This window comes from Demequina lutea (assembly GCF_013409005.1).
Lineage (GTDB): Bacteria > Actinomycetota > Actinomycetes > Actinomycetales > Demequinaceae > Demequina > Demequina lutea.
Window position 1 is genome coordinate 2676911 of the sequence record NZ_JACBZO010000001.1, and the last position, 24686, is coordinate 2701596.

21 protein-coding genes and 1 pseudogene are annotated in these 24686 nt (G+C 64.9%); 12 read left to right on the top strand and 10 right to left on the bottom strand.

Going from position 1 to position 24686, the window contains the following annotated elements; translation table 11 throughout:
- Positions 1 to 3 precede the first annotated feature (3 nt).
- Complete coding sequence (locus tag BKA03_RS12850) at positions 4 to 417, top strand: heat shock protein transcriptional repressor HspR (protein WP_062074292.1); 414 nt, start codon at positions 4 to 6, stop codon at positions 415 to 417.
- Between the two features lie 297 nt (positions 418 to 714).
- Here the strand turns inward: BKA03_RS12850 and BKA03_RS12855 are convergent, their stop codons facing one another.
- Positions 715 to 1689: a LacI family DNA-binding transcriptional regulator gene (locus BKA03_RS12855; RefSeq protein WP_062074293.1), complete on the bottom strand. Its 975-nt coding sequence runs from the start codon at positions 1687 to 1689 to the stop codon at positions 715 to 717.
- A gap of 144 nt (positions 1690 to 1833) precedes the next feature.
- On the opposite strand from BKA03_RS12855, the gene BKA03_RS12860 reads away from it, so the two are divergent.
- The 9 genes from BKA03_RS12860 (at position 1834) to BKA03_RS12900 (ending at position 12695) form a co-directional block, all read left to right on the top strand.
- Positions 1834 to 3069: a sugar ABC transporter substrate-binding protein gene (locus BKA03_RS12860; RefSeq protein ID WP_062074294.1), complete on the top strand. Its 1236-nt coding sequence runs from the start codon at positions 1834 to 1836 to the stop codon at positions 3067 to 3069.
- Positions 3070 to 3150: 81 nt separating this feature from the next.
- A complete protein-coding gene (locus BKA03_RS12865) occupies positions 3151 to 4080 on the top strand; it encodes a carbohydrate ABC transporter permease (protein WP_062074429.1) in 930 nt (309 codons plus the stop codon).
- On the top strand, positions 4077 to 4895 hold the full coding sequence (locus tag BKA03_RS12870) for a carbohydrate ABC transporter permease (RefSeq protein ID WP_062074295.1): 819 nt from the start codon (positions 4077 to 4079) through the stop codon (positions 4893 to 4895). Before BKA03_RS12865 ends, BKA03_RS12870 begins: the two co-directional genes overlap by 4 nt.
- 5 nt (positions 4896 to 4900) lie before the next feature.
- On the top strand, positions 4901 to 6736 hold the full coding sequence (locus BKA03_RS12875) for a beta-L-arabinofuranosidase domain-containing protein (protein ID WP_062074296.1): 1836 nt from the start codon (positions 4901 to 4903) through the stop codon (positions 6734 to 6736).
- 18 nt (positions 6737 to 6754) lie between these two features.
- The gene (locus tag BKA03_RS12880; protein ID WP_062074297.1) at positions 6755 to 8773 is read left to right on the top strand and encodes a glycoside hydrolase family 31 protein; all 2019 of its coding nucleotides are present in this window, start codon (positions 6755 to 6757) and stop codon (positions 8771 to 8773) included.
- 5 nt (positions 8774 to 8778) lie between these two features.
- Complete coding sequence (locus tag BKA03_RS12885; protein ID WP_062074298.1) at positions 8779 to 9219, top strand: hypothetical protein; 441 nt, start codon at positions 8779 to 8781, stop codon at positions 9217 to 9219.
- Positions 9201 to 10727, top strand: coding sequence for an arabinosylfuranosidase ArfA (arfA, locus tag BKA03_RS12890; RefSeq protein ID WP_062074299.1), 1527 nt, complete (start codon positions 9201 to 9203; stop codon positions 10725 to 10727). The genes BKA03_RS12885 and arfA overlap by 19 nt, the downstream gene beginning before the upstream one ends.
- A 109-nt stretch (positions 10728 to 10836) precedes the next feature.
- The gene (locus BKA03_RS12895) at positions 10837 to 11529 is read left to right on the top strand and encodes a ThuA domain-containing protein (RefSeq protein ID WP_062074300.1); all 693 of its coding nucleotides are present in this window, start codon (positions 10837 to 10839) and stop codon (positions 11527 to 11529) included.
- Entirely contained in the window at positions 11514 to 12695 is a 1182-nt protein-coding gene (locus BKA03_RS12900) for a Gfo/Idh/MocA family protein (RefSeq protein ID WP_083971176.1), read from the top strand. The genes BKA03_RS12895 and BKA03_RS12900 overlap by 16 nt, the downstream gene beginning before the upstream one ends.
- A gap of 230 nt (positions 12696 to 12925) precedes the next feature.
- Here the strand turns inward: BKA03_RS12900 and BKA03_RS15865 are convergent, their stop codons facing one another.
- Together BKA03_RS15865 and BKA03_RS15905 are read right to left on the bottom strand one after the other, a co-directional pair.
- Positions 12926 to 13489: an IS30 family transposase gene (locus tag BKA03_RS15865; RefSeq protein ID WP_152649489.1), complete on the bottom strand. Its 564-nt coding sequence runs from the start codon at positions 13487 to 13489 to the stop codon at positions 12926 to 12928.
- Positions 13490 to 13659: 170 nt separating this feature from the next.
- Positions 13660 to 13746: pseudogene (locus BKA03_RS15905) on the bottom strand (hypothetical protein); the annotation flags it as partial.
- Positions 13747 to 13817: 71 nt separating this feature from the next.
- Between BKA03_RS15905 and BKA03_RS12910 the strand changes: the two are divergent.
- Positions 13818 to 14171 carry a heat shock protein transcriptional repressor HspR gene (locus BKA03_RS12910; RefSeq protein WP_062074302.1) on the top strand — a complete coding sequence of 118 codons (354 nt, stop codon included), beginning with the start codon at positions 13818 to 13820 and terminating at the stop codon, positions 14169 to 14171.
- A gap of 27 nt (positions 14172 to 14198) precedes the next feature.
- Here BKA03_RS12910 and BKA03_RS12915 read toward each other — a convergent pair whose 3' ends face one another.
- The 4 genes from BKA03_RS12915 to BKA03_RS12930 all read right to left on the bottom strand — a co-directional run bounded on the left by BKA03_RS12915 (position 14199) and on the right by BKA03_RS12930 (position 18130).
- On the bottom strand, positions 14199 to 16559 hold the full coding sequence (locus BKA03_RS12915; protein WP_238579384.1) for a putative bifunctional diguanylate cyclase/phosphodiesterase: 2361 nt from the start codon (positions 16557 to 16559) through the stop codon (positions 14199 to 14201).
- A 96-nt stretch (positions 16560 to 16655) separates the two neighbouring features.
- Positions 16656 to 16835 carry a DUF167 domain-containing protein gene (locus BKA03_RS12920; RefSeq protein ID WP_202965708.1) on the bottom strand — a complete coding sequence of 60 codons (180 nt, stop codon included), beginning with the start codon at positions 16833 to 16835 and terminating at the stop codon, positions 16656 to 16658.
- Positions 16836 to 16915: 80 nt separating this feature from the next.
- The gene (locus BKA03_RS12925; RefSeq protein ID WP_083971179.1) at positions 16916 to 17233 is read right to left on the bottom strand and encodes a DUF167 domain-containing protein; all 318 of its coding nucleotides are present in this window, start codon (positions 17231 to 17233) and stop codon (positions 16916 to 16918) included.
- A gap of 123 nt (positions 17234 to 17356) precedes the next feature.
- Positions 17357 to 18130, bottom strand: coding sequence for a hypothetical protein (locus BKA03_RS12930; RefSeq protein WP_062074305.1), 774 nt, complete (start codon positions 18128 to 18130; stop codon positions 17357 to 17359).
- Positions 18131 to 18308: 178 nt separating this feature from the next.
- Here BKA03_RS12930 and BKA03_RS12935 point away from each other — a divergent pair, with 178 nt between their 5' ends.
- A complete protein-coding gene (locus tag BKA03_RS12935) occupies positions 18309 to 21488 on the top strand; it encodes a sigma-70 family RNA polymerase sigma factor (RefSeq protein WP_083971182.1) in 3180 nt (1059 codons plus the stop codon).
- A 15-nt stretch (positions 21489 to 21503) separates the two neighbouring features.
- Here the strand turns inward: BKA03_RS12935 and BKA03_RS12940 are convergent, their stop codons facing one another.
- From BKA03_RS12940 to BKA03_RS12950, 3 genes are all read right to left on the bottom strand, one after another.
- Positions 21504 to 22112 (bottom strand): GlxA family transcriptional regulator, encoded by a 609-nt coding sequence (locus BKA03_RS12940; protein ID WP_062074306.1) that lies wholly within the window; start codon positions 22110 to 22112, stop codon positions 21504 to 21506.
- A gap of 52 nt (positions 22113 to 22164) precedes the next feature.
- A complete protein-coding gene (locus BKA03_RS12945) occupies positions 22165 to 23436 on the bottom strand; it encodes a multidrug effflux MFS transporter (protein ID WP_062074307.1) in 1272 nt (423 codons plus the stop codon).
- A gap of 247 nt (positions 23437 to 23683) precedes the next feature.
- A complete protein-coding gene (locus BKA03_RS12950; RefSeq protein ID WP_062074308.1) occupies positions 23684 to 24670 on the bottom strand; it encodes a ribonucleotide-diphosphate reductase subunit beta in 987 nt (328 codons plus the stop codon).
- Between the last annotated feature and the right edge of the window lie 16 nt (positions 24671 to 24686).

Here is a 24686-nt window from a genome sequence, read left to right on the forward strand (position 1 = left end):
ACCGTGGAACAGCCCAATGTTGACGAGCCTATCTTCCTCATCTCTGCGGCGGCTGAGCTTGCAGGCATGCACGCGCAGACGCTGCGCCAATACGACAGGCTTGGCCTCGTGGTGCCACGACGCAGGCCCGGTGGCGGCCGACGCTACTCGCTTCGCGACGTCGTGACGCTGCGCGAGATCCAACGCCTGAGCCAAGACGAGGGAATCAACCTCGCGGGCATCGCCCGCATCTTGGATCTGAGCAAGCGCGTCGATTGGCTCGAGCGCGAGGTAGAAAGGCTGCGCCCGCGGGCCGATGTCGGCTCCCGGATTTTCACATCCGGCCCCACCGGAAAGGTCGTCATCGTCGAGCGCGGCCAGAGGGGCCGTCGCGACGAGGGCCGGTCGATGGTGGTGTGGCGCGGTCGCTCGCAATAGCGCGGCGGGTCGTCGCCTCCTGGACTAGTCGTCGACCTCGATCGTCTTGATCCGGGCACCATGGCCATTGACGATGCGCACGTCGCCCTTGCGCACCCCCAGTGCTCGGCGAGCACGGCGATGACTCCCTCGTTTGCGGCACCATCGACCGCCCGCTCGCGAACGAAGACCGCCAACAAACCGTCCCCGCCCTCGGTACCTCAACGGGGTGGGGTGGACCGATAACCGGCATGTGCGGCGCCGAGTCCTCACGACCGTAACGATGCCCGACGCCGCCCTGACGGCGCTTCAGACGGATCACACCTGACGCTCAGAGGTGGTCCCTCTGTCTATCAGGCGGGGAGCCAGCAAAACGCGTTGGGAGCCCGCGCCATCGATCGCGTCAATCGCGACGTGGACGGCCGCAGCGGCGATCTCGTCCACGGGCACCACGACGGTGGTGATGGGTTCCGGCAGTGCCGTCTCGGTGGCGATAGCGATCACCGACATGTCGCGAGGCATAGCGATTGTGCGTTGATGGAGCGCGTGCAGCAGAGTCGGCAATTGCGTCTGATCGTGGAGCACAACCGCGGTGGAGTCCATGACCAGCTGCATCTGACGTCGGCTGAGCGGGGCGGCGTCCCAAACCTTCAAGATGGTTAGCTCGATATCCGGCACCTCGGCGGCTCCTCGTTCGACTCGCTCCACGGAGTTAAGGCCTTGCGGACCGGAAACCACGGCGATTCTTCGGTGCCCGAGCGCGTGGAGATGTTCCACGGCCAGACGCCCGGCGCCCTGGTAGTCGAGGTCGGCGATCGAGAGATCGTGGTCGGCGCCGGGTTCTCCCATCAGCACGACCGGGTAGGGAGCCCGGGCCAGAAGCGGCAGCCGTCCTTCGTCCCAGAGCACGTCCATCACGATAAGCGCGTCGACGAGGAGTCCTCGCTGCAACCGCTGGATCTGCTCCGTCGCCTGCTGCGCGAGAAGCAGCATGTCGTACCCCTCGGAGCGCAGGGCGAACGCGATCGACATCACAAAGTCGTCGAGAGCGACGATGTCGACCTTGGGGGCGTTGGGGGTCAGCGTCGCAGCGAGGCCGACCGTCCACGTGCGCCGCGTCGTCAGGGCGAGAGCCGCCGGATCGCGCCGGAAAGCGAGCGCTTCGATGCTCTGCCGCACCCGCTCGCGAGTCGCCTCCGAAATCGGCCTTTTACCCGAAAGCACGTACGAGACAGTGCTCCTACTCACCCCGGCGTGCCGCGCAACATCGGCGATATTGACCACGCCGACCATTATCCACACATCCGTTGCAGGAAAGTTATCGAACTAGTTCGACAAATCGCTCGCAAGAGAGTAGAAATGTCTCACTAGGCCCGACTCAACGGCTCCGACGCCGCCGGTGGCCGGGAACTCATTCACAGCAAGGGAGCTCAAGAAATGACACAACGACGTGTAATGGCAGCTGGGGCGGTGGCACTCGCCGCCGCACTCGCCGTCTCGGCATGCTCGGCGACAGCCTCGAATAGTTCGGCGACAGCCTCGAACAGCACAGCCAAGTTAAGTCTGTCGGTCGAGGACTACCACACGAACGAGCCACTGAAGTCCGCGATGGAGGGAGTTTACGAGACTTGTGCCGCATCGATCGGCGTATCGGTCAACTACAGCCATGTGCCTGGTAACAACCTCATTGCGAAGGTCCTTCAGCAGGCCTCATCGAAGACAATGCCCGACGTGCTTATGCTCGACAACCCTGATGTGGCACGGATCGCAGCGACCGGCGGCCTGACGCCGCTCTCGGACTACGGAATCTCGACGGAGGGCGTCACACCCTCCGTCATCGAGGCCGGCACATACGAGGGCAAGCTCTACGGCCTCGCCCCGACGGTCAATACGCTGGGCATTTTCTACAACAAGGACATGTTCGCCGAAGCCGGGATCTCGTCTCCCCCCACGACCTGGGACGAGCTTCGGGCGGATGCCAAGAAGCTCACTACAGCAGATCACGCAGGGTTCGCCCTCGGCGCGTACCCGGACGAAGGTGACGCGTGGTCTTTCCTGCCCTTCATGTGGTCCAACGGTGGCGATGAGACGGATCTCACCGGGGCGGCGACCGTCCAAGCCTTGCAGTTCTTAGTAGACCTGCTCGGCGACAAATCCATGCCAGTTAGCGTCGTCAACTGGCAGCAGGGCGATGTTGCAACGCAGTTCGCCAACGGCAAGGTGGCCATGATGATAAACGGCCCTTGGAACATCGCTGGTTTTGAGGCGAGCAAACTCAACTGGGGCACCGCATCAGTGCCGACCCGAGTGGCGGGCCAGACCGTCCAGTCGCCACTTGGCGGCGAGGCCTACACCGTCCCGAATACCGGCGACTCGGCCAAGATGAACGCGGCTGGCAAACTCGTCGCATGCATCAACACCTCGGAAAATGAGTTGACGATCTCGAAGTTGACCGGCAACATCCCTTCCATCACCACCGCCGCGCAGACGGTTGGTTCTGAGGACGCTAATGTCGAGCCCTTCGTGGGGCTTGTCGCGACCGCTCGTGCTCGAACCGCGAAGCTTGGCGTCGAGTGGCCTGCGGCCGCAAAGGCGATTTACACGGCGGAGGGACTTGCGTTCACTGGCAAGGCCTCGGCATCCGACGCGCTCGCGCAGGCACTGAAGCAGTAGCGGGACGGTGCGACCCGGTCCGGACTAGCGCCGGGCCGGGTCGCACATCCGGCAGAAACGAGACGCGACATGACTCAAACGATGCAGCACCCTCGGCGAACCCGACTCGCGTGGTGGCGCGGCCCTAGCGCCGGTAACCGGCTGGCGTTCACCGCCTTCCTCGCACCAGCGGTGGTGTATGTGCTGGCGTACTTTGCGTACCCGGCAATTCAGAACGTCATCATGAGTTTCCAGGACTACAGCGCGACGACGTTCTTCACCGGGGAGGCCCCTTGGGTTGGACTCCAGAACTACCGCGACGTTTTCGGGTCGCCCATCTTTGGCACCACCGTCCTGAACACATTGCTGTTTACCGCCGGTTCCATTGTCGGCCAGTTTGTGATTGGGCTGCTGCTCGCGATCTTCTTCAGCCGTAGATTCCCGCTCAACTCCGTCCTCCGCGCGCTCCTGCTTCTGCCGTGGCTCATCCCGCTCATCTCATCGAGCTCGATCTGGCGCTGGATGCTGGATCCGGAGAGTGGCGTGATCAATTACGTGCTGCTCCAACTGCACATGATCTCCACCCCCATCCCCTGGCTCACGAGCCCAAGCCTTGCCCTCCTCGCAGTAGTAATCGTCAACGTCTGGTTGGGCATTCCGTTTAACGTGACGATCCTCTACGGCGGCATCAAGGAGGTCCCGAGCGAACTCTACGAGGCGGCCGCGCTTGACGGCGCAACGGGAGTCAGGGCGTTCCGCTACATCACCTGGCCACTCCTGCGGCCCGTGGTGACCATCGTCCTCGTGCTGGGCGTTATCTACACCCTCAAGGTGTTCGACATCATCATCGGTCTGACCGGAGGAGGGCCAGCGAACTCCACGCAGACACTGGCAACCAACTCGTACCAACTGTCCTTCGGCCAGTTCCTCTTCGGTCAAGGGGCCGCCGTGAGCAACATCCTGATCGTCTTCTCGATGCTTTTTGCCGCGCTTTACCTGTTCCGCACGCGGCGTCAGGCGGATGCAGCATGAGCGGCAACCGCCTCTCCGGGCGCCTCCTCTCGACGGCCTTCGGCGTCATCGTGGTGGCCGCCATGCTGTTTCCGTTGTATTGGATGGTCAACCAGAGCCTCCAGCCCGGGACCGGGAGCGGGAACAACGCGTTATTCCCCGTCCACCCTGACTTCAGCGTCTACGCGCAGGTCATTGGTGAGCAAGGGTCGAGCCTCCTGACGAGTCTTGCGATCGCGTTCGGATGCGTGATCGTCACACTAGTAGTGGCCATTCCGGCCGCATTCAGCCTGGCGAAGTTTCCCGGTCGGGCGGTCACCATCGTCCTGACTATTCTCCTCGTTTCCCAGATGGTTCCGAGCATCGTGATCGCGAACGCGCTCTACAAGACCTATGTGGACGTCGGGCTGCTCAACAGCCTGCCGGGCCTGATTCTCGCGGACGCATCCGCCGCGATCCCCTTCTCGATCCTCGTCATGCGCGCTTTCATGCTCTCCATTCCGGACGGACTGCTCGACGCCGCGCGTGTAGACGGCGCCGGACCGATCCGGACGCTCGTCTCGATCGTCATCCCGATCAGCCGAAACTCGATCATTACATCCGCTCTGTTCAGCTTTCTCTTCGCGTGGTCGGATTTCGTCTTCGCGCTCACCCTCACTACCTCCGGAAAGATTCGTCCCGTGACACTCAGTATTTACGACTACCTCAGCTCGACCATCCAGGACTGGGCGCCCGTCCTTGCGACTTCGGTGCTCTCTGCCCTGCCAGCGGTGGTGTTACTCGTTGTCGCGCAACGCTACGTGGCCGCTGGCGCACTCGGCGGAGCGATCAAGTGACTCACATGAGCGACCAGCGCCGCACTGAACTCGACCCCTCAGCCGTCGTGCTGACCCATGGGCGCTTCCACACCGGCCGCAATTTGGTGCGCGAGTACCTCTTCAGCCTCGACAACACGGCGCTGTTGCAGAACTATCGGATCGAAGCCGGTCTCGGCAGCATGCCGCCCCTGCGGACTCCGATCGGTGGCGACCCAGGGATGGGCGATGAGTGGCACTGGGGCTGGGAGACGCCCGGCACGCAGATGCGCGGCCACTTCCTCGGACACTGGCTGTCGGCGGCGAGCCGGTTCGGGGCGGAGGGCGACCACGAATTGGCCGGCAAGGTCGAGCATATCCTTGAGGGACTCCACGCCTGCCAGATCGCCAACGGTGGCGAGTGGGTATTCAGCATTCCCGTTCGCTACCTGGAGCGACTCGCCGCTCATGATCAAATCTGGTCACCGCAGTATGTGATGCACAAGACCCTGATGGGGCTCGTGGACGCGCACCGCTTCTTGGGTTCCCCGCTCGCCCTGGAGATGGCCACCGCCGCATCACGGTGGCTCCACCGGTGGGCCACCGGATTCTCGCGGGAAGAGTTCGACGACATTCTCGATGTGGAAACCGGGGGGATGCTGGAGGTCTGGGCTGAACTGCTGGATCTCACGGGAGACTCCATGTACTTCGAGCTGCTTCGGCTCTATCGCCACGATCACCTGTTCGACCCCCTACTGGACGGGAAGGACGTTCTCACCAATCGCCATGCCAACACCACCGTCCCCGAGGTCCTCGGCGCGGCGCGCGCCTACGAGGTCACCGGCGATCCGCGATGGCGAGACATCGTCGTGGCGTACTGGCGGTCCGCCGTCGAGGAGCGCGGTTCCTTCAGCACCGGGGGGCAGACGACGGGCGAGGTCTGGAATCCTCCGCTCGCCTACGCCGCCCGCCGCGGCCCGCGGACCCAAGAGCACTGCACCGTATACAACATGATCCGGCTCGCATCGTTCCTCTTCAGATGGACAGGAGAGTCGAGTTACCTCGACTACATCGAGCTCAACAACCTCAATGGCATCCTCGCCCAGCAGCATCCGAAGACCGGGATGATCTCCTACTTCCTCCCGCTCGCCGGCGGATCGCGCAAGAGCTGGGGGCGTCGCACCGTCGACTTCTGGTGCTGCCACGGAAGTCTGGTGCAGGCGCACTCCTCGCGTTCCAGTGACATCTTCTACGCGCGCGAAAGTGAGATCACCGTCGCGCAGTACATCTCCGCGAGCGCTTCCGTCGTGGTGGGCGGACAACCCGTCGTCATCACATTGAACTCGTCGGAGGACGCCGGCTCCGGAGGGCCCGACGACAACGTGTCGGTGTCGACGACGTGGTCCCGGCCGAACAGTTGGATGATCAACGTGAGGATCGCAGCACCTGTAGCGACGCGGTTCGCGCTGCGGCTGCGGGTGCCGGAATGGTCAGACGGACTGCCGGTCATCTCGGTGAACGGTGAGGTCACCAGCGTCGCTCTGGAGGACGGATTCATGACGCTGGACCGATCCTGGGGCGACGACATCGTCACCCTCGAGATCCCCAAGTGCATCCGGGTGCACCACATCCCGGATGAACCCCACACGGTCTCTTTCCTGGACGGTCCGGTCGTGCTGGCGGGGCTCGTCGATGCGGAGATTGCGCTCATCGGCGATCCCAACGCGGCCGAAGACCTCCTGGTTCCGGAGAACGAACGCGAGTGGAGTCGCTGGCTCGGCGGCTTCCGTGCCGTCGGCCAACCGAAAACGGTCTCCCTAATCCCCCTGAACCAGGTGATCGACGAGTCCTATTCCGTCTACTTCCCGATCGTGCTCCGCTAACCACTCCAAAGGACATCCATGTTTACCACCACTCCCACCTCCATCCGCTGGACTGCAGATGGAGAAGTCGTCCAGGTCGATGCCTGGGGTGAGCACAGCGCGCGGGTGCGGGCCTCGGCCGGCGGTGATGTCCGCGACACGCGGCACGCCCTCCTCGACCCCGCTGACAGTTCGCCTGTCGTCGAGGTGGATGGCGACGTCGCCACCCTTCGCAACGGACGCATCCGCGTCGTCGTCACCCAGCGCGAGTTCGAGGACGTCCAGTTAAGCTACCCCGTTTCGACGTGCGAGATCGCCTTCTTTGATGAGGACGGCACCCTGCTGCTACGTGAGTTGTCGTCTGGCGGCTCGCTCAAGCGCAAGGCCCGGGAATTTCGGCCCGTGATCGGCACCTCGTCATTTCGTACGACGGCGGCGTTTGAGTCCGATCCCACGGAGCACCTCGTGGGCATGGGGGTCTATCAAGAGGCCAGCTCAGACCTCAAAGGCAACGTCATCGAGCTCGCGCATCGGAACTCGCAGTCGTCAGTGCCCTTCGTGGTGTCAAGCGCCGGGTATGGGCTTCTCTGGCATAACCCCGCGATCGGCAAAGTGAGCTTCGGGCGCAACCGCACCGAATGGTTTGCCGAGTCGACGGACCAGTTGGACTACTGGGTGACGGCGGCGGGCTCGCCTCGCGAGATCGCGCGGGTCTACGCCGAGGCGACGGGCCACGTGCCGATGATGCCGGAGTACGGACTCGGATTCTGGCAATGCAAGCTGCGCTACTGGAACCAGGAGCAGCTACTCGACGTGGCCCGCGAGCACCGCAAGCGCGGATTGCCGCTCGACGTGATCGTCATCGACTTCTTCCACTGGCCCAAGATGGGCGACTTCCGGTTCGAAGAGGAGTTCTGGCCCGATCCGAGCGCCATGGTCGCCGAACTGCGCGAACTCGGTGTGGAACTCATGGTGTCGGTCTGGCCGCAAATCTCGATCGAGTCCGAGAACTTCGACCAGTTGCGCCGCGCCAATCACCTCGTCACCACGGAACGCGGCACCGACATTCAGATGTCGTTCGGCGGCCCGAGCAGGTACCTCGACGTCACGCACCCCGGCGCAAGGGACACCCTGTGGGAACTTTGCCGCAAGAACTACTACGACAAGGGCATCCGCCTCTTCTGGTTGGACGAGGCGGAGCCGGAGTACGGCGTCTACGACTTCGACAACTACCGCTACTACTTGGGTTCGAACGCCCAGATTGGCAACCTCTACCCGCAACTCTATTCTCGGGCGTTCCACGACGGAATGACGAATGAGGGGCAACGCGACGTCGTGAACCTTGTGCGGACCGCTTGGGCGGGAAGCCAGCGCTACGGGGCGCTGGTCTGGTCTGGCGACATCCACACAACTTTCGAGGACTTGCGAAGCCAGATCTCGGCGGGCATTCACATCGGCGCCGCCGGCATCCCGTGGTTTACGACCGATATCGGTGGCTTCCACAACGGCGACCCTGCCAATCCCGACTTCATCGAACTGCTGGTGCGCTGGTTCCAGTTCGGCGCGTTCTCGCCCGTGATGAGAGTGCACGGCGATCGCAAGCCGTGGACCGTTGTGCACGCGGCGGACGGGTCCGAGCGGATCGGGACCGGTGGCCCCAACGAGGTGTGGACCTTCGGTGAAATGGCATCCCCCATCATCGAGAGGCTCTTGCACTTGCGTGAGACGCTGCGCCCGTATACGCGGCGGCTCATGCGGGAGGCGCACGAATCGGGTCAGCCTGTGATCCGCGGACTCTTCCATGAGTTCCCCGACGACCCCGCCGCCTGGACGGCTCGCGACGAGTACCTGTACGGACCCGATCTGCTGGTCGCGCCCGTGACGGAGCTCGCAGCGCGGAGCCGCGAGGTTTACCTGCCGGTGGGCGCGACCTGGACCGAGCTGCGCACCGGTGCGCAGCACGCCGGCGGGCAGTCGCTGCTCGTCGATGCCCCACTGGAGTCGATTCCGGTGTTTGCGCGTAACGGCGCCTTCTCCGAGCTCATCGGGGCACTGTGACTCGCATGGCCATTGGCCACCTCGACCCCGGAAGTGCGATCAGCCCTGTTCTCTGGGGCGTCTTGTTCGAGGCTTTCAACTCCTCCGCCGATCGCGGCTTGTATGCGGGGGTCGCGCGCAATCGTAGTTTCGACTTCCACGACCGCGATGACCCGGGCTGGAACACGGTCACCGGTTGGGAGGTGTCGCGCAATGTGACCGGGACGGCCGCGCCGATCGAGCTGCGGCTGCCTATCAGCTTTGTGCCGTCAGAGCTCACGGTCCCGACCGGCGCGGAGCGCTCGGCCGGCAGTTCGTGCGAACCGGCTCCGTTCTCGCCAACTGTGACGCCGTGGCGCGACGAGCTCGTCCCTCCCGCCTATGCCTTCGCCGACGCTCGATGCGTTTCCCACGCAACCGCCACCCGCCACGCCTTGGAGAACTCCTCATGCTCGACGCCCGCCTGACCGTCCACCCCTCCCTCCAACTGGGCCCGATTGATCGACGCCTGTTTGGCGGCTTCGTCGAGCACCTCGGTCGTCACATCTACGACGGGATCTACGAACCCGCTCACCCAACGGCCGGTGCTGACGGCTTCCGCCGGGACGTCATCGACCTGGTCAAGGAGCTAGGCGTCACCTGCGTGCGTTACCCCGGTGGGAACTTCGTGTCGGGGCTCCGATGGGAGGACACCGTTGGCCCGGTGGAGTCGCGGCCTCGCCGGCTCGACCTTGCGTGGCACTCGACCGAGCCCAACACGGTCGGGCTACACGAGTTCTCCGCCTGGCTGGAGCAGGTGGGCGCGGACCTGATGCTCGCGGTCAACCTTGGGACGCGCGGCGTCCAGGAGGCGCTCGACCTGCTCGAATACGCCAACATCCCCGGTGGCACCGAACTGTCCGATCGCCGCAGCAAGAACGGTCGCGGCAAGCCGTTCGACGTGCGCATGTGGTGTCTCGGCAACGAGATGGACGGGCCATGGCAGCTCGGCCACAAGAACGCGACAGACTACGGTACTCTCGCCGCCGCGACCGCTCGCGCCATGCGTCAGCTCGACCCAGCCATCCAACTCGTGGCGAGTGGTTCGAGCGGGCGCGCCATGCCAACCTTCGGGGCTTGGGAACGCGGCGTGCTCGAAGAGTCTTACGACGTTGTCGACTACGTCTCTTGCCACGCCTACTACGCCGAGAAGGATGGCGATGCCGCGAGCTTCCTCGCCTCGGGCGTCGACATGGACCGGTACATCGAGGACGTCATCAGCATCCTCGACGAGGTCAAGACGGACAAGCACTCGTCCAAGACCGTGAACATCTCGTTCGACGAGTGGAACGTCTGGTACCAGGACCAGTACAACGACGTCCGCCGCGTCGAGATCGGCGACTGGCCCGTCGCCGCGCGCCTTCTTGAAGACCGCTACAACGTGACCGACGCGGTCGTGGTGGGCGGGTTGCTGATATCGCTTCTGAACCATGCCGACCGCGTGACCTCAGCAAGCCTCGCCCAACTGGTCAACGTGATCGCGCCGATCATGACAGAGCCCGGTGGACCGGCATGGCGCCAGACCACCTTTCACCCTTTCGCCCAGACCGCAGCGGTCGCGCACGGGCACGCGATGCGAGTTGAGATCGAGGCATCTACCTTGCCGACGTCTGCGTTCGGTGACGTCGCCTCCGTGGATGCCGCGGCGTCGTACGACGGCGAGCGCGTGGCGGTATTCGTGGTGAACCGCCATCTGGAAGACGCGTCCCGGTTGACTATTGACCTTTCAGCGTTCGAACTGAACGGCAACGTGATGGCCTCTGGGATTTGGGACGACGACCGCTTGGCGGCCAACACTCTGGAGGCGCCCGACCGGGTGAAGCTCCGCGAAAACTCCTCGGTACGATGGAATGGATCCACCGTCACCGTTGACCTCCCACCAGTTTCGTGGACCGTCATCACGGTGACCAGAACGGGAACGGAAGCCGGAGCGTGAATGCCTTTGATCCACGGCGAGGCGGGGCTCGCTTCGGGATGCGTCCGGGCGGCAGCATATTGGCCACTGTTGAGGCTCCTCGTTGTCCAGAGGGCGGAGGGGCGCGGACATGACCCGGGTCGCTCTCGTCGTGCGAGGTGGATGGGACGGTCACCAACCCGAGCAGACCACCGACTTCTTTGTGCCGTTCCTGGACGCCAACGGTTTCACCGTGCGGGTCGAGGGCTCGCCGTCGATCTACGCAGAGGACGCATTCATGGACACCGTCGACCTGGTGTTGCAAGTCAACACGATGTCGACGATCGAGCCGGAGGAGTTCGCCGGACTGCAGCGCGCGGTACTGCGTGGAGCTGGCTTCGCGGGGTGGCACGGCGGCATCGCCGATGCGTACCGCAACAACGCCGACTACTTGCACATGGTTGGTGGCCAGTTCGCCCACCACGCGGGCAAGGATCCGGCCGACCGCATCGGCGAGCAGTCGGACAACTACATTCCGTACACCGTGCACATCACCGAACTCGGCGCCACGCATCCGATCACGCAGGGCATCGGCGACTTCGACCTCGTGACCGAGCAGTACTGGGTGTTGAGCGACGAGTACAACGACGTGCTGGCCACCACCACACAGGAAGTCCGACCGTGGGATGCCTGGCACCGGCCGGTCACCGCTCCGGCAATCTGGGTGCGCGAGTGGGGGCACGGCCGCGTGTTCGTGTCGGCGCCCGGTCACAAGCTCGATGTCGTCCAGAACCCGAACGTCCGCACCATCATCGAGAGAGGTTTGCTATGGGCAGCCCGTTGAGAGTCGGGATGATTGGGGTCGGAAACATCAGCGGCCAGTACCTGGAACACCTGCCTCATTTTGACAGTCTGGAACTGGTCGCCGTCGCCGACCTGGACCGCAGCCGTGCCGCCAGCACGGCTGCGGCGCACGGGGTGCGCGCGCTCGACGTCGAAGAACTGCTCGCGTCCCCTGACATCGACGCCGTGCTCAACCTCACGATCCCTGCCGCCCACGTCGACGTCGCGCTGCGCGCGCTCGCCGCGGGCAAGCATGTCTACTCCGAGAAGCCGTTCGGGTTGACGACTGCGAGCGCGCTCGAGCTCGTCGCGCCACGAGCCGACGGTCTCCGCGTCGGCAGTGCCCCCGACACGGTGCTCGGAACCGGTGTCCAGACCGCGCGGCGTGCGCTCGATGACGGACTCATCGGCGATCCGGTCGGGGCGTCGGTGCACTGGTCATCGGCCGGTCACGAGCGCTGGCATCCATCGCCTGCCTTCTACTACCAGCCGGGAGGCGGCCCACTCTTCGACATGGGGCCCTACTACTTGACGAGCTTGGTCACCCTGTTTGGCCCGGTGGTGCGTGTCGCGGGATTCGCCGGACGGTCGAGCCGCCTGCGCCGTGTCGAGCAAGGACCTCAAGCAGGCTCCCCCGTGCCGGTGGACGTCGACACGCACGTCACGGCGCTACTCGAGCACGCGAACGGGGCGACCTCGACGGTCGTGGTGAGCTTCGAGATCTGGGCGACGAAGACGCCCCTGTTCGAGGTGTACGGCACCTCAGGCACCCTGCTCATGCCGGATCCGAATCAGTTCTCGGACTCGGTCAGCGCATGGACGGTCGACGATCCGGAATGGCGGACGGTGGTCGCGTCGGCCGGTTATCGCGACGCGGGACGTGGCGTGGGTCTTGCCGACATGGCCGCCGCGATCTCGCAGGGAACCCCCCACCGGGCGTCGGGCGAGCTTGCCTTCCACGTGCTCGAGATCATGGAGGCCGTGCTTGCAGCCTCGGCGGAGCGGCGAGTCGTCGAGCTGAGCAGCACAGTTGGTCGCCCCGCGGCGGTGCCGCTGCGCGACCTCGACTCCGCTTCGTGGCGGTCGCAACTTTCGAAACTCGGATTCCAATCGGACCGCGGCACCGACTTCTACCCCAGGCCGCTCATCGACGGGCACCCGCGCTGAAGGACGACCGCCCGCCCGGACCCGATGTCGTCAACGTCGAGGGGTGACGGCAACTCACTCACGCGTCACAGGATGCTTCCGGAATGTCATAGCGCCGCTTTCGACCAGCAGCCGGGGAGCTGAAAAATCTGTAACCTGTGGCGCGATGCAGGGGCGGCAAGACACACCTGCTGGATCTCGGCAGAAGCACTCGCGCTACCAATCGGGTTGCCGCGCCCGGCGACCCCCGTCTATTCGATTCGGCGATGTTCGACATTGGACGTGAGCAGACGCCGATCGCTGGCACCGACCGGACAATCACCACCTCCTCGACCGAGCAGTCGGTCGCCCTCCCAATGCCCAGGGACCGCTCGATCGGCGACCTCGCCAGGACGCTCACAGATCGAGACGGCATCCTTGATTTCGGACCGCCATTGACCGGTGACGGTGTCGTGGACGCTGCGGCGGATAGGCCGACCGGAGCGTAGATGCTGCTGTAGTTCCTTGGCCAGCATGCTACGGGATTGGACAAATAGTGTCTTGTAGATCGTCACGTGCGACAACCGCATTCTGCTTCCTGCCGGGTGCTTCTTCCTCAGCGCACCGGCGATCTGCTCTGGAGACCAGTCTTCCCAAAGCCTCGCCGCGACATAACAGCGCAGCACCGGATTCCTTGCGAGCTTGCACTTCTTCGGACACCAAGCCTGCCGCCACACACGATCATCCGCATCAACAGCGCGATACCGCCGAATACCCTTATTCTTCGCGACCTCGCGACTGATCGTCGAGGCCGATCTGCCGAGGCGTCGACCGATCGACCGATCGACCGATACGGCTCACCCGCCGTCAGCCCCCGCGAGATCTCTTCCCGCTCTGACAGCGTCAGTGCCCCCGGACGTCGACGTTGCGGCGACTGATAGAACCGGCCATACGGCAACAGAATCGAGAAGATCGACCCTGGCGGTGAACCCACCGTTCGGGAGATCTCGCTGATCGACGCACACGCCTTCCACAACTCCCATACCTGCTGCCGTTCATCCGACGGAAGCCCCGACCCACCGATCTTCGCCACACCACACCACCGAGATGATCATCGATGGTGTTGCTTTGACCGATTGAGTTCACCCCGCGGAGCTTTCCGGAATGCACGCGCAGACGCTGCGCCAGTACGACAGGCTCGGCCTCGTGGTGCCGCGACGCCGGCCCGGTGGAGGCCGACGCTACTCGCTTCGCGACGTCGTGACCTTGCTCGAGATCCAGCGTCTGAGCCAAGAAGAGGGAATCAACCTCGCGGGCATCGCCCGCATCTTGGATCTGAGCAAGCGCGTCGATTGGCTCGAGCGCGAGGTAGAAAGGCTGCGCCCGCGGGCCGATGTCGGCTCCCGGATTTTCACATCCGGCCCCACCGCCGGCAAGGGCGTCATCGTCGAGCGCGGCCAGAGGGGCCGTCGCGACGAGGGCCGCTCGATGGTCGTGTGGCGGGGTCGTTCGCAATAACGGGACCGCAGTCCTGGCCTCCGTCTTCTACGGTCGCGGTGAGTCCCGAGACGTACGGGAGATATGCGAGACAGGGGTGACCTCCTGGCTGCCGCGCCCTGCGGCGCGGATCGCGCTTGCGTCCGCACCCTCGTACTCTCGCAACCAACTCTCAAACTGCGCCGCTGGCAAGGGGCGTGTCCAGTGATAGCCCTGGGCCGTGTCACAGCCGAACCGTGCCAACATCTCGGCAACCTCGGCCTCCTCGATCCCCTCTGCGACCACTCGCAACCCGAGGGCGTGGGCCAGGTCGATTGTCGACCGGACGATGGAGGACGATCGGTCGTCTAGCAACATCGGCACGATGAACGTTCGGTCGATCTTCACCTCGTCCACGACGAGCTCGCGCAAGTAGACGAGCGAGGAGTATCCCGTCCCGTAGTCGTCGATGGCGATCCGGACCCCAAGGGCCCGCAAGTTGCCGAGCACGGACTTGGCGCGAGCGGGGTCTCGCAAGAGCGCCTCCTCCGTGATCTCCACCTCGAGCGCCGAGCCGGGCAGCCGTTGCGCAGCGAGCAAGACCGACACGCGCGCCGGCAGTGTCTCGTCGATGAGGTCGGGAGCGGGAAGGTTCACGGCGATAGGCAGCACGATCCCTGCCGCCCGCCACAGGGCTGACTGGGCCAATGCCTGCTGCAAGACGCTCTTGGTGACTGCGGGCAGTAGCCCTGCCCTTCGGGCAAGCGGGAGGAACGCGTCGGGGAAGACGAGTTCACTTCCTGGACGATCCCAACGCACGAGCGCCTCGACACCCTCCACTCGACCGGTGCCCAACGCAATCTTCGGCTGGAAGTGCAACACGAGTTCGCCGTCGTGAATGGCGCGACGGAGCTCCGCCATCCGCTGCAGCCGATCCTCACCGGACAGGTCAACGCGCGGGTCAAAGACGGCGACGGTGAGGTGCCCCGCCTTTGCCCTGTACATCGCAATGTCCGCCCTCCGAAGGAGCCCCGACAAATCCATGCCATCGCCCGGTGCCGAGGCGATGCCGATGCTGGCAGTCAACGAGACCGACGTGCCCTCGACGTCAAATGGAACCGCGAGGGCGCGGCACAGACGAGCGGCGAGTTCACTCCCTGACTCCGCTTGCGTCCCCGGAAGCAATATGGCGAACTCGTCCCCGCCGAGACGGCCCAGCACACTTCCGGCAGTCCCGGTCTCCGCTAACAGGCGGCCGGTCACCGCGCGCAGCACAGCATCGCCCGCGTGGTGCCCCAGGCTGTCGTTGACCTCCTTGAAACCATCAAGATCCGCGAGGAGAAGAGCTGCGCCCGTGTCCGCCACACCTCCATCGGCGAGGAGCGAGGCCGCCTCCGTCGTGAATCCGCGGCGGTTGGGCAGGCCGGTGAGTTCGTCCGTCGTGGCATCGCGACGGGCGTCCATCATGAGCAGCGTGTGACGTACCGTCGCGTTGAGCCGATTCAAGACGCCAAGGAGTGCGGCGACGGCGATCACCACGATGAAGAGGGGAATGTCCCTCACCGTGCCCCACGCAAGGGTCGCCGTGGCCGCGAGCAGGCTCGCTCCCGGCACGATCAGCAGGCCCCTGGAGCCCGAAGCGGTCTGGGCGCGGAGCGTGCCAGGAAGCCAGGCGCCTATGGCGAGCATGATGCTGCTAAGTGGCCAGAGAGCATCCACCCAGGCGCCCTCGGTGTAGGCGTCGCTGGCTACGAGATTCCAATACGTGAGGTCCGCGAGGGCCGAGACCGTCATGGCCCCTGCGATCCACAGCAATGCATGCGTGCGACGCACCCCCACGAGCGCGACGCCCAGCCCCGCGAGCAGCAATATCGCGGTGTCGCCGATCGGGTATGCGGCACCGACGGCGACGGCCGCCGCGCCGCCGGTCAGCGTTCCCGCCAGGGGAGCCAGGAAGACCGCTCCGATCAGACCACCGATGGCGAGCGTAAGCACTGCGCCGTCAAGCCAGACGACCGTGGGCACGTCGCGGACCCTGCGCCGCACAAACACGACCACAGCGACGATGCCGAGGGGGTAATACGCGAGATAGAGGAGGTCGGCGATCGAGGGGAAAGGCACCGGGACTCGTCCTGACACGAAGAGCACGTACACGGCGTCCCCAGCGGCGGACACAAGCATCGCGGCCCCGAGTGCCAACCACACCGGCCGGTCGGCACTCATCACCAGGCCGCGGGCGATTGTGACGCTCGAGGAACCGACCATGAGCACGAGGTAGAGGGCAACTTCGCGGTCGGGATGGTCGCCGTGACCCCCCGCCAGCAGAATGGCCCACCCGACCGCGAGCAAGGCGAGGACGACTTGCACCACCTTCGGCGCGCCGCGGACCCACACCCGTGGTTGTCTGCCGCTGAGTCCATCGAATCGCATGGTCACGTCTTTCCTATCGTCCACTACGGGTGGCGTGTGAGACTCTCACCCGGCGCCACCGGGCAAGCGCATCTCTAGCGACAAACATGGGCGGCTCTAGTCATCAACCTCGATCGTCTTGATCCTGGAGCCATACCCATTCATGATGCGCACGTCGCCCTTGCGCACACCGAAGTGCGCCGCGAGCAGCGCCGCCACGCCCTCATTAGCCGCGCCGTCAACGGCCCGTTCCCTCACGAAGACCGTAAGCAGGCCGTCATCGTCGAGCGGGGCCAAAGGGGCCGTCGCGACGAGGGCCGCTCGATGGTCGTGTGGCGCGGCCGCTCGCAATAACGCGGGGGCTCGTCGCCCCTGAACTAGTCGTCGACCTCGACGGTCTTCATTCGCGACCCATGCCCGTTGACGATGCGCACGTCGCCCTTGCGCACCCCGAGGTGAGCGGCGAGCACGGCGATCACGCCCTCGTTGGCCGCGCCGTCGACGGCGCGCTCCCTGACGAACACCGTCAGGAGGCCGTCCGCGCCGTCCTCGACAAGCGGCCCCTTCTTGGAGCCAGGCTTCACGTGAATGCGGTAGCGGGTCACACGGAAACGGTAGCCGCGTTGCGCATCGTGAGCGTGCGTCAGGAACGCGAGGCGATGAAGAATGCGACGATCGGCAGTATCCACAGCCATGGCGAGCTCACATGGACGTCGATATTCGCGCCACTCGCGATTCGGGCCTACAACCGGAAGGCTTAGGGAAAAGAAGGCGGCGCGTGACGCCCTCAGCTCGTCACGCGCCGCAAATTTGTGGAGTCAGCGCTGCAGCGACTCGATCAGCTCGTGCGCATAACGGTGCGTATCGGGGAGCGACTCGATCCACACGCGGGGGGGCCGACGCATGAGATTGCCAACGCTCATGGAGATCGCACTATCCGATAGGTGGTCACGCAGCGCAGCGATTCCCTCGCCGAGCATCGGGCCGCGTTCGACCAGTACCGCGTAGAGCCCGTCACACAGACGTGCCACGGGGTGACCCTCGCCGTAAGCGCTCGTGAGCGCCTGACCCACCGCCGCGTTACGCGCCAGCCGCTGCCAAGGGTCCGTATCCGCGACGGACACGTCAATCATCACGAGCGCATGCGTATTCGCGACCGAGACGCCACTTCGGTGCGCGGCCCCGTAAACCTCGGACAGACGCTGCGTCAGGTACTCCGCCGTACCGAGACCCGATTCGGCGTCGGCCATGAACGGAGCCGACGGAGGAGTGGTGGATCCCTGGGTCCAACCCTCACACAGCGCCCTGATGGATCGAATCGGGGCAGATTCGTAACCGGCGGCGCGGAACAGCACGGCCATGTCGTCGATCGCCTCCGTGATGCCGACCCCTGCCTCGGACCTGGCCTGGCCAAGGCGGAAGGCCGCGGCGGCGGTGTCGAGTCGGGCCTCAAGAGCCTCGGCCAATGCCTCGGTGGCCGGGGTGTACCAGTCGCCCGGACGCAACCACACCGAGTGGATGCTCTTGGCCTGCCACTGCTGCAGCAAACCCGACGCTCCCACCGTGCCCGTGAGGTGTTCGTTGCCAGTCATGCTAGATGAGAGGCGCCAGTGCCGGGTTTATGACGCGGGCGCGAAAAGTCCCGGGACTTTTGCCCCCTCCAAGGGGCCGATGTGACATACGCCACTCGTGCGCGCCCTTGTGGAATGCCCCCATAAAAGGCGAAAATTGTCGTGAAACATGCCCATGTCTGGGCGGACTTGAGGGCAGATGGATCACGAGACGATCGCGCTGTGGACAGAGTTGTCCAGCGATCCCGAGTTGATCGCTGGCGTACGCGCGGGCGACACGGCGGCGTTTGGTGTGCTCTACGAACGTCACGCCGATGCCGCACGCAAGGTTGCCACCCAGTACACCAATACTCCGACCGACATCGACGACGTGGTCTCCGAGTCCTTCTCGCGCGTGCTGCGCGCGCTCCAGCAGGGCGATGGTCCCGACCTCGCGTTCCGTGCGTACCTGTTTACCATCGTCCGCCGCACGGGCATGGACCTCATCAACAAGGGGATCCGCACCAAGCCGCGCGATGACATGTCCCTCTACGAGTCCTCCCTCGGATACGAGCCCTCGTCCGACGAACCTGCCATGGAGGGCTTCGAACACGCACTCGTTGCCGACGCCTTCAAGTCACTCCCCGAACGGTGGCAGGCCGTCCTGTGGTACACCGAGGTCGAGAACAAGAGCCCCAAGGAGATAGCGCCCTTGCTGGGCCTGTCTGCCAACGGAGTCGCAGCGCTGTCCTACCGTGCGCGTGAGGCACTGCGCCAGGCCTACTTGCAGCAGCACCTGTCAACCGCAATCGACGTGAACTGCCTCGAGGCAAACGCGCAGTTGGGTGCATTCGTACGCGGCGGCCTCAATCGCAGGGAGGCAACCCGCGTCGACGAGCACGTGAAGGTGTGCGAAAAGTGCGCCGCGCTCGTCGCAGAACTTGAAGACGTCAACAAGGGGATGCGAAGCATTATCGCGCCCCTTATCCTTGGCGTCCTTGGCATGGGCGCTCTCGAGGGTGGCCTCCCCATCGGCGGAGCCCTTGGCGCCGGCGCGGCCGCTGGCGGCGCGACTGCGGGCGGTGCCGCCGGATCCGGAGCGGGGGGCACGGCCGCGACCACCGTCGGAGTGGGTGCCGGAGTGGGTGCTGCTGGCGCCGCAGCATTGGGCGCGGCGCTGACCACGGGAGCCACCGGCCCCGGCGCGAGCGCTGCTGCGGCAACAACCGCCGCTATCGCGGGACTCGCGGGAAGCGCCACGGCGGGTGGCGGAGTGGCGGGCATCTTCGCCGGTGTCGGCAGCCTCGTCATCCCGATCGTCGCCGTGGCAGGCGTCGCCTCGTTGGCCTTCGCGGGTGCGAGTTACTTCGGAGTGTTCGGCGGAAGTCCAGCTGATCCTCTCAGCGAGGCGCTGCCACAGACGACGCCGAGCAGTGTCGTCCCCTCGGCCGGCGCAAGCGCACCCCAAACGACGGCACCTCCCGCCGCACAGCAACCGTCGACAACGCAACCTGACGTCGGTGGCGCCACTGGCGGCACTGGCACTAATGCCGGCGGCACAGGCGGTGGCACCACGGACGCGAGCGGCACTGGCGGCACTGACGCAGGCACCGGCACCGGCACCGGCACTGGCACGGGCGGTGGCACCACGGACGCGAGCGGCACGGGCGGCACTGGCGGCACTGACGCAGGCACCGGCACTGGCACGGGCGGTGGCACCACGGACGCGAGCGGCACTGGCGGCACTGACGCAGGCACCGGCACTGGCACGGGCGGTGGCACCACGGACGCGAGCGGCACTGACGGCACTGACGGCACTGACGCAGGCACCGGCACTGGCACGGGCGGCACGGGCGGCGATACCGGCGGCACGGGCGGCGATACCGGCGGCACAGGCGGTGGCACCACGGACGCAGGCACCGGCACTGGCACGGGCGGCACTGACGGCGGTACGACGACCGGTACCGCGCTCCTCGCCCTCGAGAAGGCGCCTTTGGACTTCCTTGAGATCCCGCGATCGAGCCCAGCCGTCGGCATGCAGGTGAGCAACGTGGGCGGCGCCGACGCGCCGACCCTCGATGCGATGATCGTGCTCCCCGCCGGGCTTACCTTCTCAGCGCCCCCGGGTGGGGCCTCACCGTCGATGGCAGTGAGTAGCCAGAAGTTGAGCAACTTCGTGCGCTTTGCGCTCGACGGCGAGTTCTCGTCGGGCGACTGGACGTGCACACTCAGCACGGACGCCACCACCGCCGACTGCACGCTACCGACGCTCGCTATGGGCGCCGACACCAGCCTCGACCTCGGTCTCGCCCCTATTCATGGCGCGCTTGCGGCCGATGCGGAGACGTCGTTCACGGTCGTCTCTGGCGACCAGACGGTTTCGTACAGCGTTCGCACGGGCATCGCAGTGAATCACGATGACGTCGACGGCGCCTACTCGGCCGAGGGGCACATGGCCGCCATTCACGTGGGCGCGACGCTCATGGGCTGTGATGTCACCACGACGAACTGCCTCAACGCGATGGACTTCTCGGGCAACTCGACAAACAGCCAGTACAACAACAATGGCCAGGTCATGCGTCCGCTCAACGAGGCCGGTGGTGTCCGCAACTCGGCGACCACCACGCTCAACATCCCCGCTGGCGCCACCGTCAAGTACGCGCTCCTCGAGTGGTCAGCCAACCGCTCGGACGGCACCGACAAGGACCCCGCCGACGCCCTGACCGGCGACATGGCCAGCGCCCGCCTCAAGGTGCCAGGGGCGTCCGACTACATCCCCGTGACGGCTGACTCGGTCAAGACAATTTCCAAGGACGGCCGCGAGTACTACCGCTCACGTGTTGACGTGACCGGCCTGCTTGCCGCCGACGCCTTCAGCGGCACTTGGTCACTCGCGGACATCGCGCTACCGGCCACGATGAAGGACACGGACAAGACGTATTACGGCGGCTTCGCCCTGACGGTCATCTACGAAGACCCGACGCTCACGAACTCGCGGGTCGCTATCTTCGACGGCGCCCAGTGGATCACCGGATCCGATACCGCAAACGTACAGTTCGCGACTTCAAGCGACGCGAAAGTCACCGTCGGCTGGACCGCCTGGGAGGGCGACCGCGCACTTACGGGCGACAGTCTCGACATCGATGGCAGCAAATTCACGCCTCTGAGGTGGGATGGCACCCGCTCGTCCGAAGGCGAGAGCAACAATGCCGCCGACTCCACCGCATTCGGCGGACAGTACGCGAACACGCTTGGAGTAGACGCCAAGCTCTTCAAGCCGCGCGAAGTGAGCAAGGGCGTCCACAACGTGACTGTGAGCACTAGTGGCGACAACTTCCTGCTGAGCACCATCACCGTCACGATCGCGGACGAGTCCCCGGTGACTCCTCCCGACGAGTAGTAGTCGGCGCCAGAACTACGAAGCGCCGGTCGGGTCCCACGGCTGGTCGAGTTGCTTTGCGGTGCGCACCGCGTGGTCGACGCCGTAGTCCCGAGCCACCAGATGAAGCGCCATGTGAATCCCTGATGTGAGCCCACCTGACGTCACCACAGAGCCCTCGTCAACCCAACGCACCCCGGAGCGCACGTCGGCCAGTTTGCCGGTCCGCGCGAGGTCATCGACGTCTTCCCAGTGGGTTGTCGCGCTCTTGCCCTCCAATGCGCCCGCCTTCGCCAACAGGAATGCCCCCGTACACACGGACGCCGTCACACCGCTGGATCCGATCAAGCCCTCCACAGTCGCCGCGAGCACCGGATCGGCGACGACGGCAGCCACATCGATGGTGCCGGGCACGATCGCGATGTCGATCTGGCCGACGTCGGCGGGGTCGTGCAAACGGGTCAACGTCATGCCGCCAAACGCCACGGCGTCGGCGCCTCCTGGGCTCACCAAGACCACCTCGTACTGAGGCGGAAGCCCATCTCGCTCGGCCAATCGAGAGGCGGTGAGGAAGACCTCGTAGGGCCCGCCCGCATCGATCAGATCGAAGCCGGGAAACAGCAGAATCGCGACGCGCTTGGTCATGCGAACACGCTAACGCTCGCATGGAGGTCCAGGGGGTTTAGGACTGGCGCCGTTAGCGCAATACGTCGGCGGAGGCGCGCCTGCGGACCACAAGCCAGAAGCTCGCATTCGCGAGGACCATGGACCCCACCATTACCGTCGCCATGGATGTCACTGAAATCCCAAGGACGCTGATAAGCGGCGACACGGCGCCCGCGACCGCAAAGTTTAGCGCGCCTAGGACCGAGGCCGCGGTTCCCGCCTCGTTGGGGTGATCGTTGAGAGCGAGGATCTGCGCGGTAGGCATGATGAAACCAAGCGGCGCCACCGTGAAGAACAGCGCTACTAGGAGCCACGGCATGCCGACTCCCGTCACGCCGAGAATCAGCAGCGAGAGCGCACCCAGGGACACGATGCTCACCCCGATTGTCATCACGGCGCGCGGGGGCCACCTGCGCATGAGTCGCGCGCCCGTCTGGGTGAAGACGATCATTCCCACGGCGTTCATGCCGAAGGTCATCGCGAAGTGCGGCGTGGAGAAGCCGTACTGATCCTGCAGGATGAACGACGACGCCGAGAGGTACGAGAACAGCGCAGTGAACGTCATGGCGCTCACCAAGGCGACACCCAGAAACACGGGATCGTGAAAGACCACCCGATAGCGCTGACGCATGGCGCTCGCATTGAGCCGCCCGCGGCGTTCTCGATCATGCGTCTCGCGCAGGAACAGCGCCGCCGTGAGCGTCATCAACGTCCCGTAGATGGTAAGCGCGATGAAGATGCCTCGCCAAGGAGCAAAACTGAGGATGGCCGCACCCACGAGGGGCGCCACAACAGGAGCCGTGCCGCTCACGAGGGCCATTCTGGCGAGCATGCGCACGAGGCCCTGACCCCCGAACATGTCACGCACCATCGCCATGGCGACGACCGCGGATCCGGCCGCGCCCAGACCCTGGCCAACGCGACCGATCATCACGGCGGTGACGTTGTGGGCAAACAGAATGCTGATGGAGGACAGCACGTGAATCGCGGTTGCGATGAGCAAGGGGCGCCGACGCCCTAACGAGTCACTCAGCGGGCCCGCCACCAGCTGCCCGAGCCCGAAGCCCACCATCGTCGCGGTGAGCGTCAACTGGATCAGAGTCTCCGTGGTCCGCAGGTCCATCTGCACGGCGGGGAAGGCGGGGAGGTACATGTCGACCGTGAATGGGCCCAGGGCAACCAGGGCTCCCAGCAGCAAGATGTACCCGAGCCGCTGGGGGCGAGTCAGGGAAGCGCCGTGTTGAGCGGGGGTCGCGTTCAAAGCCACGGGCGTGGGCGCCGTCGGGGCTGTGTCGACTGACACGGGTAAACCTCCAGGAAAGACCGTCGCGCATCAAGGCGTCGCGCATAAAGATCTGGCGCCGATGCCGCAGACGGGGAAAGTAGTGACCGGTGCGGACGAAGCCGCGTATCACCGCTGTATCGAGGTTAACCGATCGACGAGACCGGCCATTCCCACGCCCGGAGAAGGGAAGAGGCGAAGCCTCTCCGAAAGGGATCAAGCCTGACCGCGCTCCTGGGAGCACTTCACGCCTGCTCCCCCTGTGACGCTAAGCGTTTGTCCCCTTCGCGTTCACCTCGTACGACGTGTTGGTCGCCTCGAAGAAGTTCACGAGCTGCAGTGTGTCGTTGGCCGTCGCCATCCACTTGGCGGGGTTTGACACGTTGTAGTGGGACTCGAAGCCGAGCTCCTCGAGCCTGCGATCCGCCAGGTACTTCACGTACTGGTTCACGTAGTCGGCGTTGAGGCCCAGGATGCCCTTGGGGAGCAGGTCGCGGTTGTACGCCTCCTCCATCTCCACGGCGCCGAGGATCATGTTGCGGATCTCGTTCGCGAACTCCTCGTTCTGCAGGTCCGGGTTCTCCTCGAGCACCGTGAGGATCAGGTTGATGCCGAACTGCAGGTGCAGCGACTCGTCCCTGATGACCCAGTCCATAAGCGAACCGAAGTTGCGCAACAGGTTCCGCTGGCGGAACGACAGCGCCACCATGAAGCCCGAGTAGAACCAGATGCCCTCAAGGATGATGTTGTACGCGATGAGGTTGCGGATGAAGTCCTTCTTGCCCTCGGTTGTCGTGATGTCGAGGGTGTCCTCCGTCATCCGCTTGATGAACTTGACCTGGAACTCTTCCTTCGCGGCCATCGACGGCACGGTCACGTGCGACGCGTAGGCCTGCTCGCGATCGATCGGGAAGGTCTCGAGGACGTATTCGAACGACATGCAGTGGTTGGCCTCTTCCCACATCTGCTTCGCGAGATACAGATGCGTCTCGGGGGCATTGATGTACGGATACACGCCAAAGGCGAGGGCCTTGTTGACGAGCAGCTCGTTCGGGTTGAAGTACGACATCAAGTATGTGACCGCGTGCTTTTCTTCGTCGGTCATCTTCTTGAAGTCGGCGAGGTCCTCACCCAACTGAATCTCGTTGGGGAACCACGTGTTCGCGACCGCCTGGTCATACAGATCCATGGCCCACTGGTACTTGACCGGCTTGAGTACAAGCCCGTCTTGGATTCCGGTTCCGAGGATGCCCATGGTGTTACTCCTTGTC